Source organism: Gordonia sp. J1A, assembly GCF_055393515.1.
Window position 1 is genome coordinate 2,468,138 of sequence record NZ_AP041607.1, and the last position, 13,561, is coordinate 2,481,698.

General features: G+C 68.6%; 15 protein-coding genes. 4 read left to right on the forward strand and 11 right to left on the reverse strand.

Annotated features, from left to right (window positions below):
- Positions 1 to 7: 7 nt before the first annotated feature.
- Positions 8 to 1,105, forward strand: coding sequence for a UDP-N-acetylmuramate dehydrogenase (locus ACZ5QD_RS11535; protein WP_464366762.1), 1,098 nt, complete (start codon positions 8 to 10; stop codon positions 1,103 to 1,105).
- Here the strand turns inward: ACZ5QD_RS11535 and ACZ5QD_RS11540 are convergent.
- Genes ACZ5QD_RS11540 through ACZ5QD_RS11560 form a run of 5 tightly spaced genes read right to left on the reverse strand, consistent with a single transcriptional unit; the run spans position 1,083 to position 5,042 of the window.
- Positions 1,083 to 2,162: an alpha/beta fold hydrolase gene (locus ACZ5QD_RS11540; RefSeq protein ID WP_222111006.1), complete on the reverse strand. Its 1,080-nt coding sequence runs from the start codon at positions 2,160 to 2,162 to the stop codon at positions 1,083 to 1,085. The two genes, ACZ5QD_RS11535 and ACZ5QD_RS11540, sit on opposite strands and share 23 nt — an antisense overlap.
- Entirely contained in the window at positions 2,159 to 2,935 is a 777-nt protein-coding gene (locus ACZ5QD_RS11545) for a MerR family transcriptional regulator (RefSeq protein WP_006897348.1), read from the reverse strand. Before ACZ5QD_RS11545 ends, ACZ5QD_RS11540 begins: the two co-directional genes overlap by 4 nt.
- 19 nt (positions 2,936 to 2,954) lie before the next feature.
- A complete protein-coding gene (locus ACZ5QD_RS11550) occupies positions 2,955 to 3,281 on the reverse strand; it encodes a DUF2516 family protein (protein WP_006897349.1) in 327 nt (108 codons plus the stop codon).
- A 9-nt stretch (positions 3,282 to 3,290) separates the two neighbouring features.
- A complete protein-coding gene (locus tag ACZ5QD_RS11555) occupies positions 3,291 to 3,764 on the reverse strand; it encodes a helix-turn-helix domain-containing protein (protein WP_006897350.1) in 474 nt (157 codons plus the stop codon).
- Between the two features lie 60 nt (positions 3,765 to 3,824).
- Positions 3,825 to 5,042: a DUF445 domain-containing protein gene (locus tag ACZ5QD_RS11560; RefSeq protein ID WP_260868403.1), complete on the reverse strand. Its 1,218-nt coding sequence runs from the start codon at positions 5,040 to 5,042 to the stop codon at positions 3,825 to 3,827.
- A gap of 142 nt (positions 5,043 to 5,184) precedes the next feature.
- On the opposite strand from ACZ5QD_RS11560, the gene ACZ5QD_RS11565 reads away from it, so the two are divergent.
- Positions 5,185 to 5,970, forward strand: a complete 786-nt coding sequence (locus ACZ5QD_RS11565; protein WP_006897352.1) for a TetR/AcrR family transcriptional regulator — start codon at positions 5,185 to 5,187, stop codon at positions 5,968 to 5,970.
- A 36-nt stretch (positions 5,971 to 6,006) separates the two neighbouring features.
- Here ACZ5QD_RS11565 and ACZ5QD_RS11570 read toward each other — a convergent pair whose 3' ends face one another.
- From ACZ5QD_RS11570 to ACZ5QD_RS11590, 5 genes are all read right to left on the reverse strand, one after another.
- Positions 6,007 to 7,551, reverse strand: coding sequence for an HNH endonuclease signature motif containing protein (locus tag ACZ5QD_RS11570; RefSeq protein WP_464366763.1), 1,545 nt, complete (start codon positions 7,549 to 7,551; stop codon positions 6,007 to 6,009).
- Positions 7,552 to 7,687: 136 nt separating this feature from the next.
- Positions 7,688 to 8,659, reverse strand: a complete 972-nt coding sequence (locus ACZ5QD_RS11575) for a sigma-70 family RNA polymerase sigma factor (protein WP_062366042.1) — start codon at positions 8,657 to 8,659, stop codon at positions 7,688 to 7,690.
- Positions 8,660 to 8,710: 51 nt separating this feature from the next.
- Complete coding sequence (locus tag ACZ5QD_RS11580) at positions 8,711 to 9,151, reverse strand: VOC family protein (protein ID WP_006896212.1); 441 nt, start codon at positions 9,149 to 9,151, stop codon at positions 8,711 to 8,713.
- A 109-nt stretch (positions 9,152 to 9,260) separates the two neighbouring features.
- A complete protein-coding gene (locus ACZ5QD_RS11585) occupies positions 9,261 to 9,791 on the reverse strand; it encodes an MOSC domain-containing protein (RefSeq protein WP_006896211.1) in 531 nt (176 codons plus the stop codon).
- 4 nt (positions 9,792 to 9,795) lie between these two features.
- Complete coding sequence (locus ACZ5QD_RS11590) at positions 9,796 to 10,170, reverse strand: nuclear transport factor 2 family protein (RefSeq protein ID WP_278125010.1); 375 nt, start codon at positions 10,168 to 10,170, stop codon at positions 9,796 to 9,798.
- A 71-nt stretch (positions 10,171 to 10,241) separates the two neighbouring features.
- Between ACZ5QD_RS11590 and ACZ5QD_RS11595 the strand changes: the two genes are divergently transcribed.
- Positions 10,242 to 11,120 carry a LysR family transcriptional regulator gene (locus tag ACZ5QD_RS11595; protein ID WP_412475316.1) on the forward strand — a complete coding sequence of 293 codons (879 nt, stop codon included), beginning with the start codon at positions 10,242 to 10,244 and terminating at the stop codon, positions 11,118 to 11,120.
- Positions 11,121 to 11,135: 15 nt separating this feature from the next.
- Here ACZ5QD_RS11595 and ACZ5QD_RS11600 read toward each other — a convergent pair whose 3' ends face one another.
- The gene (locus ACZ5QD_RS11600) at positions 11,136 to 12,362 is read right to left on the reverse strand and encodes a multidrug effflux MFS transporter (RefSeq protein WP_375003586.1); all 1,227 of its coding nucleotides are present in this window, start codon (positions 12,360 to 12,362) and stop codon (positions 11,136 to 11,138) included.
- Positions 12,363 to 12,428: 66 nt separating this feature from the next.
- Between ACZ5QD_RS11600 and ACZ5QD_RS11605 the strand changes: the two genes are divergently transcribed.
- The gene (locus ACZ5QD_RS11605) at positions 12,429 to 13,553 is read left to right on the forward strand and encodes a class I SAM-dependent methyltransferase (RefSeq protein ID WP_464366764.1); all 1,125 of its coding nucleotides are present in this window, start codon (positions 12,429 to 12,431) and stop codon (positions 13,551 to 13,553) included.
- The last annotated feature ends 8 nt before the right edge of the window (positions 13,554 to 13,561 follow it).

Here is a 13,561-nt window from a genome sequence, read left to right on the forward strand (position 1 = left end):
TACTGACGTGACCGACCCACAGCAGACCACCCGTGTGCGCGACGCCTCGAGCGTCCTCTTGGCCGACTTCACCACCCTGCGGCTGGGTGGACCCGCACGCGCCGTCGTCCGGTGCGAGACGACCGACTCACTGGTCGCGACGGTCGCCGGTCTCGACGCCCGGCGCGAGCCGGTGTTGCTGATCGGTGGCGGCTCCAACCTCGTGATCGGCGACGACGGTTTCGAGGGCACCGCGGTCGTCATCGCGAGCGCCGGAATCGAGTACGGAGACGAGGACGGACGGCCGTACGTGACGGCTGAGGCCGGAACCGATTGGGACTCCCTGGTCGCCGACACCGTCGCCGCGGGCTTCGGCGGGTTGGAGTGCCTCTCGGGCATCCCCGGCGCCGCAGGCACCACACCGGTTCAGAACGTCGGCGCTTACGGCGTCGAGGTCGCCGACGTTCTGCGGAGCGTGCGATTGCTCGACCGCGCCACCGGAGGCATCCGCTGGGCCGCGCCCGACACACTGGGCCTGGCCTACCGGACGAGCGACTTGAAGGGCCGCCACGATCAGGTGGTGCTGGCCGTCTCGTTCTGGCTCAATCCGGGCGGCGTGTCGGCGCCGATCCGGTACCGCGAACTGGCCCGCACGCTCGGCGTGGACGAGGGCGGCACCGCCGGCGCCCGCGACGTGCGCGACCGGGTGCTCGGGCTCCGCGCCGCGAAGGGCATGGTGCTCGACCCCGCCGATCACGACACCTGGAGCGCGGGATCGTTCTTCACCAACCCGATCGTTCCCGAAGAGCGTGTGGAGGCGATTCTCGAGCGCATCGCGGCGCACGTCGGCGCCGACGTCGCGGTCCCCCGCTATCCGGCGGACGCCGGTGTGAAGCTGTCGGCGGGGTGGCTGATCGAACGCGCCGGTTTCACCAAGGGCTTCCCGGGCGACGGAGCGCCCGTCCGGCTGTCGACCAAGCACACGCTGGCGCTGACCAACCGCGGCGGCGCCGACACGGCGGATCTACTCGAACTCGCCGGGCGGGTGCGGGACGGGGTGCGGGACGTCTTCGGCGTCGAACTGCACCCCGAACCCGTCTTCGTCAACTGCCGGTTGCCGCGCTGACCCCGGAGAGCAGATCGTCGAGCAGTGCGTCGAACTCAGCGGACCGCTCGTAGGGAACCATGTGTCCCGCACCCTCGTACACGTTGTACGAGTACAGGAAACCGCGTCGGCTCAGCACCTTGGCCATCTCCTGGGCGTGTTCCACCGGCGTCAGGAGGTCGGCGCTGCCGACGACCACCGCCGTCGGGACCGTCACCTTGTCGAGTCCGGACAGCACGTCGAGCGAGTACATCGCCGAGCCCCACGCACCGCGCGCCTTCGGCGAGCAGGAAGCGATCATCTCGTCGGTGAAGTCGACGTGGGCCTGGCGGGCGACGGGACCGGTCGTCACATAGTGGGAGAACTTCTCGGTCAACGAGTTGCTCGGCAGGGGCAGCCTAGAGGAGGTGAAGGTCCGCTCCAGCACTCGCTTGCCCGGACCGGCCACGGCCGGCATGTCCTCGGGGATCAGATGCTGTCGCTGCACCACTCCGCGTGCAGCCGTGGAACACAGGACGATGGCCGAGACCCGGTCCTCCATGCCCGCACCGAACTGCTTGGCCCACGACATGATCGTCATGCCGCCCATGCTGTGTCCCACCAGCACCGCGCGCTTGCCCTCGGGGATCATCGCTTCGAGGACCGCCTGCAGGTCCTGACCCAGCATCTCGATGGTCGCCGCGGCCGTTCCCATCTCCGAGAGGCCGTGGCCGCGCTGGTCGTAGGCCACCATCGGGCGGCCGCTGCCGAAGTGGTTGAACTGTGCGTTCCAGAATCCGGTGTTGCAGGTCCAGCCGTGAATCAGCACGACGATCTCGTCGGCGTCCTCGACGTCACCGGAGGCCACCACGTGCAGCAGCGTGCCGTCCGGGGTGCCGACCACCGACGACCGCATGGGGTGCGTCGGCGGAGCGAGCATCGGGTCGGGGCCGTCCTGAACGGGATCGGGGTACTTGAACACCTCGCGGACCATGAATCCGCCGGCGACCGCCAGTTCGGCAGCCGCCACTCCAGCGGCGCCCACCGCGCCGATCGTCGCCCAACGGCGCGCTCGCGTCCATGTGTTCTTCGTCGTCATTCGTCGACCTCCGTCTGGCCGCCGGTCGCCCGGCTGCTCTGCGCAGACTGCTGCTGCGTCGCATCGAAATAGGTACTGGCCTCGCCGATCGCCCGCGAGATCTCCTTGTCGAGAGCCCGGCTGAAGGTGGTCTCGACGATCTCGTGGGCCATCGGCCGAACGGTCTGGATCAGCTCGGCCATCTTCGCCAGCTTCTCCTCGCCGAGGTTCGGCAGATTCTCGTCGAAGTACTTGTCGGTGATGATGGATACGAAGCTCCGAGCGACATCGGTCAGATCCGACTCGACTCGCATCCATCGATCGAGCAGGTCATCGATGTCGATGCCGCCCTTCACCAGCACTTCGGCGCCTTCGAGCAGCTCCGGATTGCGGATTGCGTAGTGGGCGCCGTCCTTCGTGAGCAGTCCCAGCTTCTGACTGAGATTGATCGACCGCTCGTCGGCGCCCAGCGTCTTCTTCAATTCGGTGAAGGTGATGGTGGCGGCCCGCTTGATGTTGCGGAACCTTCCGCCCTTCGGAGCCGCGCGCAGCACGTGCTCCACCTTCATTCCGTAATGCGCGGCGTGCAGGAGTTCGCTGATCGTCGCGAACGTGTAGCCGCGTTCCAGCATGCGTGAGATCAGGTTGAGCCGGACGAGGTGCTCGTCGGAGTACCAGCCGGTGCGCCCACGGATCGTCGGCGGCGGGAGCAGTCCCCGGTCCTGATAGACGCGGATGTTCCGGACGCTGACTCCGGAGACCTGCGCGAGGTCGTTGATGCGGTATTCGCTCACCGGTGGGGTCCCCGCGTCCCTACGCGTTCTTCCGGAACCACGAGCGGCCCAGGATCTCGTCGGTCCGAACCCGGACGTCGACGACGTAGACGAGGACCGCGGTGATCGCGGCGAGGAAGAACATCAGTCCGAAGCCGAGCGATGCCTGCACCAGCCAGATCAGCAGCGTCGACACCGCGAGGACGGCCACCCAGAAGGTCTTCGTCTGCGCGTCGACGGCGGTGAAGGCGTCGGGTCGCGTGATCGCGGCGTGCACCAGGGCCACGGCCGCGGTGACGCCCGCGATGACGGTGATGGCCAGCAGGATGTACTGCTGGGCGTAGATGACGAAACTCGCTGCGCTCACGACTCCACCTTAATCACGCGCCGGCTCGGCCGAATCGGCCCGGAGGACGTCGACCGTGCCGGCCGCGGACGCTCCGTCCGACTGCTCGCTCGCTCCGTTCTCTCGGCGGAACGAATCGTAGATCTCCAGCAGCATCTGCTTCTGCCGCTCGCTGATGGAACTGTCGGCGAGCAGTGCGTCGCGCACCGGGCTCGCCGGCCGCGCCTCCAGGATTCCGGCGCGCACGTAGAGCACTTCCGCGGAGACGCGGAGTCCCTTGGCGATCTGCGAGAGCACGTCGGCCGACGGCTTGCGCAGCCCGCGCTCGATCTGAGAGAGGTACGGGTTGCTGACGCCCGCTCGCTCGGCCAGCTGCCGGAGTGAGACCTTGGCGGACAGCCGCTGACTGCGGATGAACTCGCCGATGTCCTGCGCAGCGGTGGCCATGGCCTCGACGGTTCCCGTCTCGGACTGGCCGTCCTGGTGATCATGCTCGGATGTCATACGAAACTCGTGCCTCCCGGATTCCATTATCCGCACCGGGCGCTAACAAGTGCAAGCGCGTCAGGGGAAAAGCAGAACCGAGACCGTGTAAATGGCCAGGCCGGCCAGCGATCCGACCACCGTGCCGTTGATGCGGATGAATTGCAGATCACGCCCGACCTGCAGTTCGATCTTGCGACTGGTCTCCGCGGCATCCCATCCCCGGACCGTCTCGGTGATCACCGAGATGATCTCCGCCGAGTAGTTGTCGGCCACATGACGGGCCGCCCGCACCGCCCAGCCGTTGAGCTTGGCCTGCAGCGGTTCGTCGTCGCGGATCCGTTCCGCCAACTGCACCACCGCGTCGGAGAGCGAGGTACGCAGCGTCGACTCCGGGTCGTCGAGCATCTGCTCGATGACCGCCTTGCCCGCCTGCCACGCGGTCGACGCCGCTCCGGTCACCTCGTCTCGTCCGAGGAGTTCCTCTTTGAGGTTCTCGAACTTGGCGATCGTCGCCTCGTCCTCCTGCAGTTCCCGGGCGAAGTCCTCGACGAAATCGTGCATGGCGATCCGCAGCTCATGCTGCGGATCGGCGCGGACCTTGTAGGTGAACTCGGTCAGTTCGCGGTAGATCCGGTCGCCGACGAGATGGGTCACGAAGCGCGGTGCCCACGCCGGACCGTCGCGGTCCACCACGCGGTCGATGAGCGGCTGACTGCCCAGCGCCCACTCGTGCGCGCGGTCGCAGGCGAGTTGGATCACCGGTTCGAGACGGCTCTCGGCGACGAGCTGCTCGAGGATGCGCCCGGCGGGCGGTGCCCACAGCGGTTCCGCCGCCCATTTGAGGGCGGCCTGTATGAGGCGTTCGACGTCCTCGTCGCGCAGCATCTCCGAGCAGAGCTTGAAGATCCTCGAGACCTCGTCGTTCACCCGCGGCTTGTTCGCCGGGTCGGCGAACCACGTGGAGACTCTGCGCGGCAGGTCGAGCGAGGCGACACGATCCTCGATCACCTCGCGGGTCATGAAGTTCTCCTGGACGAAGCCGCCGAGCTGGTCGCCGATCTGGTCCTTCTTCCGCGGGATGAGCGCGGTGTGCGGAATCGGCAGTCCGAGCGGCTGACGGAACAGCGCGGTGACCGCGAACCAGTCGGCCAACGCACCGACCATTCCGGCCTCGGATGCGGCGCGGACGAATCCGACCCACGCGGCCACGTCCGCTCCGTCCCGGTGTTCGAGCCAGCGCATGCAGAAGTAGATCACCGCGGCGCCGACCAGCAGGCCGGTCGCCACGATCTTCATCCGCCGCAGGTCGTGGGCTCGTTTCGCGTCCGCCTGCGTCAGTCCCGCGGGCACCGCCGGAGACTTCGGGGTGCGCTGTCGATGGTCCAAGGTTGACGACACTCGTCCAGTGTTCCGTACGAGCTACTAGGGTTTCCAGGTGATGCCGAACCCTCCGATACCCACGAGTGCCGCGCGCGCCGCCGTCAACGCGGCGGCGACGCTGACGCGCGAGCTCGAACAACGCATCCTGACGCCTGCGGTGGAAGCCGTCGCCTCCGACGGCCGTAAGCAGCGCTGGGAGAAGCACAAGCAGGAGCGACGCGCCGAGCTGACCGCGGGCACGGTGGAAGCGATCCGGGCTCTCGGCCCGGAGGTCGGAATGGACGACATCGCCCGCCACATCGGGGTGTCGAAGACCGTGCTCTACCGGTACTTCGCCGACAAGAACGACCTCGCCGCCGCCGTCACGCTCTGGTATGTGGAGACGACCGTGATGCCGCGACTCATCGACGCGCTGTCGGGCGACATCGGCGACTACCGCCTGGTTCAGGCCGTCATCAGCGTGTACGTGGAGACGGTGTCGTCGGATCCCAATGTCTACCGGTTCACGATGGCGCGGCCGTCGGGCAGCCGTCCGGTCGCCGCCGAGGCCGAGAAGATCTTCGCGGGGGCCCTCGAATCGACGCTCGAGGCGCGATTCGCGGCCCGCGGCGCCCAGACTCGCGGCGCCCGCACTTGGGCACGCGCGATGGTCGGGGCCACCACCGTCGCCGTTGAGGAGTGGATCGCCGTCCCGGACCGGACCTCGCAGGATCTGGCCGAGGAACTGACGATGCTCGTCTGGGGCGGCATCGTCGGCGTGGTGGGCGCGGGTGGCGATCCGGCCTGCTTCGCAGCCGATCCCCCACAGCTCCCTCCGGACGAAGGGCATCCGCCCGCCGGGTGACCGGGCGCAGACCGGGAGGCTCTCCGCGACCACGGCTCAGGCCGCCGCGTGTCCCGGCCGGGACTCGCGATCGGGTTGGGCCGCGGCCTCCGGCGGCGGATGCTCGCGGCGATGCGGAACGGGAACTTGTTGATCCTCCCGTGGGTGCAGGTGCCGTGCCTGCCCGGCGTGGTGGACGGGGTTCAGGCGCCAGGGGTGATCGGTGGTGGCCGGTCGCCAGCCCATGCGTCCGGCATCGGGTCCGTCGGGGAGGATGGTGGTCTCCCATTGGCCGCGGTTGGTGCCGACGGCGCGGTTGTGGCGCCCGCACGCGGCGCCGAGAGCATCGATGTCGGTGCGCCCTCCCGGGGTGATCCAGTCCGGTGCATGATGGGCCTGAGTTTGCGCGAAGGGGCGGTCGCAGCCGGGGGCGGTGCAACCGCGGTCGCGGGCGAACAACGCCAACCGCTGCGCTCTACTCGCACACCGCGCACCACGACCCTGGTAGAGGACCTCGCTGGTGTGATTCCGGAAGACCGCCAGATGCGGCACAGCCTCGGCAGCGAGCCGCACGAGTTCACCGATCGGAACACGGCTACCTGTCGCGGTCAACGCGATTCCGGCATGCGCGGCGAGTTCCTGATCGGTGACGGTGATGACCAACTCCGCCGGTATCCGACTCGGTGCACCCAGCCCGCCGCGGGCGAGAACGTAATCACACAACGCCAGCAACGCATCGTGCGTGCGCTGAGCGGCACTGCGCAGATCCCGACCCCGCGCCGCCGCCAAAGCCTCGGCGTCGATGCCGTCGGCGTCAATGGTTCCAGTCGGCGAATCCGGGTCGGCGGGATTGTTCATCCCGGGTGCGGCCCAGGCGGTCAAGATCACCTCGAACTTCGCCCGCAACTCCGGAGTCATCGCGCCGCGGACTCTGCTCATCAACTGCCGATCCTGCGGGAGGATCGTGATTCCGCGTTGGCGTTGCCGGTCGACGTGATCGCTCTCCTGACCATCGGGGTCCAGGTGAGCGAGCAGCCGGTCACCGACCTTGCCCAGATCATCCGGATTCAACCCAGCCGCAGCCTCGGCCAACTCCGCCTCGGCACGGGCTTTGACCTCCGGCGAGATACAGCCGGGCACTTTCGCCAAAACGCCCGAGATCACCAACGCGTGTTCGGCGCCGACAGTCCCGCCCGCCACCGCGGCAGCGGTCGCCGGCTTGCGCGGAGGCAGGGTCTGCCCCTGGAAGTTCGAGAACTCACCGATCGCCTCAGCCATCCGCAACCGCCGACCCGCCTCCCGGGTCCCCAGCCGCAAGCCCTGTGAGAGGTATTGGTACGGATTCAGATAGCCGGCGGTGCGGTGCGCGTTGCGGTCGGAGACCTCCACCAGCAGCGCCGCGGAGATGCCGTCCCAGCGTCGCCGAATCCGTTCGGCAGTCTGTGTGTGGGCCAGCAGTTCCGGTTCGGTCTCCGGCGACAGGGAGGTCTCGGCGAGTTTGACCGCCGCGGCATCGATCAGGGCGAGTAGTTCGGCGGGCCGCCCCGGCAGCGCACCGGTGGCAACGACAGTCGCGATCGAATCGGTGATCGGACCGCTCATCACTGCCACCTCCCCCGAGTGTTTCAGCTGGTCAAACCATGTTTTCTTGACCTACCAGAACTCTACCAACGGGGTATGACAGAACACATTAGGGAATCGATCATATGTGCCAATCTGCCTCAGCCAGTCCCCACCCTCACCGGTCCTCAGCGGCGCCCGACAGCGTCTCCGGCAGGCCCGCCAGCGAGAACAGTTCGGGCTCGAAGAAGGCACCGACGTGCGCCACCCGACCGTCGACGATCGTCAGGACATCGAGTTGGAAACGACGCCAGACGTCGCCGTCGCGCATGAACATCCCGGCCGCCGGCAACCCGTTGCAGGACGTCTTGATCATCCTGATGTCGCCGGCTTCCTTGGCCGGGCACTGGCTGAGGGTGAGCACTCCGATGTTCTCGGCGCCGAGATACCAGCCCGGGAACGGCGGCATCTCCCACACCGCATCGGCGGCGAGCACGTCCACCACGCCGGGGATGTCGTGCCGCTCGAAAGCAGCGCAGAACTCGTCCCACACCTGCCGCTCGTGGTCGGACAGTTCCGCGACGCGCCGACCCTCTAGCCGGGTGCCCTCGCCGACCGCCCTGCGTGCGCGCGACAACGCGCTGTTGGCCGCCGCGACTGTCATGTCGAGTGCTTCGGCGGTCTCGGCCGCACTGAACGCGAGCACGTCGCGCAGAATCAACGCCGCGCGCTGACGCGCCGGAAGCTCCTGCATGGCGGCGACCATCGCCAGCCCCACCGACTCCCGCGCCGTCACCGTCGACGCGGGATCGCCCAGCGCGCCGTCCGGCAGCGGCTGCAGCCACGGGATCTCATGGTTCGGGATCACCGGTTCACGGGGATCGGAGGCCTCGGTGCCCAACCCGCTCGGCAGAGGCCTCCGCGCCCGGCTCTCCAGGGCGTTGAGACAGGTGTTGGTCGCGATCCGATACATCCACGTGCGGACCGACGACCGTCCTTCGAAGCTGTGAAAGGCCTGCCACGCACGCAGATACACGTCCTGCAGCACATCTTCGGCGTCGGTGGCCGATCCCAGCATGTGATAGCAGTGCACGAGAAGCTCGGCGCGCAGGGCACTGGTGGCCGCTTCGAAGTCACGGTCGTCGGTCATCGCCTCGTCAACTCCTCCGCCGCTCCTGAGCGGTCACTGGTGTCCCGGTCGTCACTGCGCCTGCTGCTGCGCGGCGTACGCCTCAGGTCCGGTCTCCACCGCGGCCGGATCCATCCACATGATCTCCCAGCCGTGGCCGTCGAGATCGTAGAACGAGCTTCCGTACATGAACCCGTGGTCTTCCACGTCCCCGGCCGTCGCACCGGCTTCCAGGGCCTTGCTCACGATGCCGTCCACCTCCTCACGGCTCTCCGCGCTCAGGCACAGGATCGCTCCGCTGGTGGTCGTGGCGTCGATGATCTGCTTGGTGGGCACGAAACTCTGGTAGAAGTCGCGGCGCAGCAGCATCGCGACGATGGTCTCGCCCAGCACCATCGCGGCGGCGTTCTCATCGGTGAAGCGGTCGTCGAACGTGTATCCCATCTTCCCGAAGAACTCCCGGGACGCGTCCAGGTCGGCGACGGGCAGGTTCACGAAGATCATCTTGTGCATCGGGGTCTCCTTGCAGTCTGCGGCGTCCCTCTCGGAGGCCGTCATAGAGATAGACAGCCCGGCCCGGCAGAACTGATCGGTCGACGCGAGATCTATTTCCGCGAAGAGCTCACAGATCCCGGATCGCGGGGGCGTCCGGGACGGTCAGCACCTCGATCGGATCGCCCGCGGTGATCGTTCCTCGCTCGACGACGCGCAGGTAGGGCCCCACGCGGCGGGCCTGAGCGAATCGTTTCACCCACCCGCGGCCGTCTTCGCCCATCCATCGTGCGAACGTCTGACAGGGGATCCGCGGCGACGTGACCTCGACGATCACCTTCTCGCCGATACGCCATCGCTCACCGATCCGCGCACCGTTCACATCGATTCCGACCGTCCGCAGGTTCTCCCCGAAGAAGCCGGGCGGAATCTCCCGGCCGAGCTCGGCCGCCCAGTAGTCGGCGTCCTCCTGCGCATAGACGTACAGCGCCTTGTCCGGGCCGCCGTGATGCTTGCGATCGGCCTGCACATCGGCGAACGCCCCGTATTCGCCGATCCGGACCGGCCCGCTGACCGGCCGCTTGTCGATGGCCGTGGTCCCCACACTGCCTGGATCCGGATGCAGGGCTGCTACGACGCAGATCGCGGTGACTTCGGCCATGCGGTCAGCCTACGGCGAGGATCTCCCGGGGATCGAAGGTGACGTTCACACGAGTGATGAGGCCGGCCTCGACATGCGTCCAGTTCACGACCGCGGTCGGAGGCGCCCCGGCCATGCCGAGATCGAACCAGGTGATGACGTCGGTGTCGTCGGCGAGCCGTTTGCGGATCTCGAGGCTGTCGGTCCCGGCCGCCATGCCGTTCAGCCCCTGCAGGAACTCATCGGGTCCGGATGCCGTGCCGAGAACTCCGACGAACTCGCAGTCATCCGCCAGATGAGGCCGCAGGTCGGAGAAGTCCTTGCGCCGCCAGCAGTCGACGTAGAGTTCCGCGATCTGGAGCGGAGTGCGTGCGGGGACGGCAGATGATGTATCAGTCATGTCTTCACTGTCCGCCCGCATACGGGTATACGTCCAACAGCTGGTACTTCTGCGAACTAGAATCACTGATTATGGAGTTGCACCAGCTGCGATATCTCGTCGCGGTCGCCGACCACGGCTCGTTCACCGCCGCCGCCGAGGAGTTGCTGGTCAGCCAATCGGGAGTCAGCGCCCAGGTCGCCAAGCTGGAGAAGGAACTCGGGCATCGCCTTCTCGACCGCTCCGGCCGGACCGTCGTCCCGACCGCGGAAGGCGATGAGATCCTGGTCCACGCGCGCGCAGTCGCGCGGGCGGTCCAGGCGGTCCGGACCACCGCTGACGAGCTCACCGGTCTCGTCCGCGGGCACGTTCGGCTGGGCACCGTGATCGGCTGCACCATCCCCGGCTACCTGCGTGGGTTCGCCGACTTCCGGAGTGCCCACCCCGACGTCTCGGTCACCGTCACCGAGGACAGCTCCGACCGGCTGATCGCCGATCTGGAACTCGGCCGGCTCGACGTCGCGGTGGTGGCGCACGCCGCACCGCTGCCGGCCGCCCTCGGACCTCGCACCCTGATTCGCGAGCCGTTGGCGGCCGTGGTTCCGAACCGTCATCCGTGGGCCGACTACGACCGTGTCCCGCTGTCGGAACTCGCCGACGTCACCGTGCTCTCGCTCCCCGAGGGCACCGGTGTCCGGGCGGCCCTCGCCGAGACCGCCGCAGCCGAGCAGGTGCCCATCGTTCCGGCCGTGGCAGCGCATTCGCCCTCCGCGGTGCTGGCGCTCGCCGAACTCGGCAGCGGCGTCGGACTGCTCACCGCGTCGATGGCCGCCGGCCATCCGGGGGTGGTAGCGATCCCGGTGGCGCGCTCGCGGCAGACGTCGCTCTCGCTGGCCCGCCGACCGGACCCCTCCGCGGCAGCCCGGGCCATGACCGCAGCGCTCGCCCGCCGGCTCACCCCCGCGCAGTGATCTGCGACCCGGCGGTCAGCGGATCGTAGTCGCGAACGACCCTGCGGCCAGAACGGTGCAGCCGAACACGACGATCGCCATCGGCGTCGCGCTGGCCTCCCCACCGATACCGACCAGAGGCGAGACGATCGCACCGACCGTGAACTGAAGGGACCCGAGGACCGCGGAGCCGGTGCCCGCGCGCTCCCGGACCTCGCCGAGTGCCAACGCGGTCGCGTTGCCCGCAGTGAAACCGAAACTCGAGGTGAGGCAGAACATCAGCACGAGCAGCAGCCAGTGGACGCCGGGCACGGCCAGTGCGACGACCAGCATCGCGACGCCCACAGCCGAGAGCACGGCCACTCCCGCGGCGAGCAGGGCGTGCGGGCGGAACCGCCCGAGAAGCCGGTTGTTGGTCCACCCCGCGATACCGATGCCCACCGCGTTCACGGCGAACAGCACCGAGTACATCCCGGGCGAGAATCCCATCACCTCTTGGATCACGAACGGCGAGGCCGAGATGTACGCGAACATCGCACCGAACCCGATGCCGAAGGTCAACGTGTAGCCGAGGTAACGGCGGTTGCCGAGAACCGCCCCGATGCCGCATCCGATCGCCCGCGGCTCGATCGGATGCCTGCGCGGCGCGGGCAGCGTCTCGGGGACGAAGGCGACGACGGCCATGAGCATCACCGCCGCCAGGCCGGCGAGGACGAAGAACACACCGCGCCACCCGATCGGCCCCACCAGCGCTCCGCCGAGCAGCGGCGCGACCACCGGCGCCGCGCTGGTGATGATCATCATCACGCTGAACAGTTTCGCCGAGCGGTCCCCCGAGGTCCGGTCCGCGATCACTGCACGAGCGACCACGACACCGATCCCGCCGGTGACTCCTTGCAGGAAGCGGCAGGCGATGAGGACGATGATCGACGGTGCGAGTGCGCACCCGAGCCCCGCGACGGCCAGCAGAACGGTACCGACGATCAGCGGCCTGCGGCGTCCGAGTCCGTCCGAGAGCGGTCCCACCAGCAATTGCCCCGCCGCCAGCCCGAGCATGAAGGCGGTGAGCGTGAGCTGAACCGACGACGGCGACGCCTGAAGATCGTCCGCCACCCGCGGGAGTCCGGGCAGATACATGTCCGTCGCGAGCGGAGCGATGGCCGACAGCAGGGCGAGGCTGAGCAGCATCGCCAGACCGATGCCGCTGCCGGGAGCGCTCGCACCGTCGAGGCGGGACGTCCGGTCAGACGTATCCGATGCCATGAGTCGAAGTTACCGGCCACGGCCGGCGATGCCGGATCCGCCGCCGCGGGCCGGTAACCTGCGGGCGTGGACTTCTCCCTGCTGCGACGTGCCCCCGACGTCGAAGGCCCCGGTCTCGTCGCAGCCGATGCCGCCGACCGGTTGATCCTGGACGAGGCGGCCGATCTGCTCGCGGCCGCACCGGACGGCACGGTGGCGGTGATCGACGACGCCTACGGCGCCCTCGCACTCGGCGCGGTCGACGCGGGGGCGACCGACGTCCGCAGTCATCAGGACCTGATCACCGGCGAACGCGCTCTGCAGCGCAACGCCGAGGCGATGGGTGCGGGTGCGGACATCCGCAGTCTGCCCTCTGTCGCCGACGCCGTCGCCGACGCCCGGGTGGTGCTGGTACGACTGCCCCGCGGCCTCGACCGGCTCGCCGAGGTGGCTGCGCTGATCGCCGCCCACGCCGACGCGGACGTGACCTTGGTGGCCGGCGGCCGGATCAAGCACATGTCGGTCGCGATGAACGACGTGCTCGGCGAGTTCTTCGATCGCGTCGACGTCAGCCACGCCCGGCAGAAGTCGCGAGTTCTGTTCGCCCGCCGACCGCGCGCCCGGCTCGCCGACGAACGAGCCCGTTCGTGGCCGCAGACCCGGCGGGACGGCGACCTCGGTCTCACCGTCGCGGCCCACGGCGGCGTGTTCGCCGGAGCCCGCGTGGACGTCGGCACTCGATTCCTGCTCTCGGTACTCGACGGCGCACGACCCGATGCGGCCACCGCGGTGGACCTCGCCTGCGGCAACGGCGTGGTCGGCGCCGCGCTCGCGCGGTCGCGGCCCGGACTCACCGTTCTCGCGACCGATCGGTCGGCCGCCGCGGTGGCGAGCGCACGAACGACGGCCGAAGCGAACGGCCTCGCCGACCGCGTCCTCGCGGTTCAGGCCGACGGTCTGGAGACGACCCCGGACGGGACCGAGGAATTCGTGGTGCTGAATCCGCCGTTCCACAGCGACGCCGCTCTCTCGACGGGTATCGCCCACCACCTCTTCGCGGAGGCCGCCCGCGCCCTGCGGTCCGGTGGCGAACTGTGGTGCGTGTGGAACTCGCACCTGCGCTACCGCCGGTCACTCGAACGGATCGTCGGCCCCACCAGGCAGATCGCGCGGAATCCGAAGTTCACCGTCACCGCGTCGGTAGCGCGCTGACCCGCCCG

Coding starts and splice junctions, on each gene's coding strand:
- ACZ5QD_RS11540 (WP_222111006.1), bottom strand. CDS start 2,162: ATGACGACGAAGAACACATGGACGCGAGCGCGCCGTTGGGCGACGATC.
- ACZ5QD_RS11555 (WP_006897350.1), bottom strand. CDS start 3,764: ATGACATCCGAGCATGATCACCAGGACGGCCAGTCCGAGACGGGAACC.
- ACZ5QD_RS11560 (WP_260868403.1), bottom strand. CDS start 5,042: ATGAAGATCGTGGCGACCGGCCTGCTGGTCGGCGCCGCGGTGATCTAC.
- ACZ5QD_RS11565 (WP_006897352.1), top strand. CDS start 5,185: ATGCCGAACCCTCCGATACCCACGAGTGCCGCGCGCGCCGCCGTCAAC.
- ACZ5QD_RS11570 (WP_464366763.1), bottom strand. CDS start 7,551: ATGAGCGGTCCGATCACCGATTCGATCGCGACTGTCGTTGCCACCGGT.
- ACZ5QD_RS11575 (WP_062366042.1), bottom strand. CDS start 8,659: ATGACCGACGACCGTGACTTCGAAGCGGCCACCAGTGCCCTGCGCGCC.
- ACZ5QD_RS11580 (WP_006896212.1), bottom strand. CDS start 9,151: ATGCACAAGATGATCTTCGTGAACCTGCCCGTCGCCGACCTGGACGCG.
- ACZ5QD_RS11585 (WP_006896211.1), bottom strand. CDS start 9,791: ATGGCCGAAGTCACCGCGATCTGCGTCGTAGCAGCCCTGCATCCGGAT.
- ACZ5QD_RS11590 (WP_278125010.1), bottom strand. CDS start 10,170: ATGACTGATACATCATCTGCCGTCCCCGCACGCACTCCGCTCCAGATC.
- ACZ5QD_RS11595 (WP_412475316.1), top strand. CDS start 10,242: ATGGAGTTGCACCAGCTGCGATATCTCGTCGCGGTCGCCGACCACGGC.
- ACZ5QD_RS11600 (WP_375003586.1), bottom strand. CDS start 12,362: ATGGCATCGGATACGTCTGACCGGACGTCCCGCCTCGACGGTGCGAGC.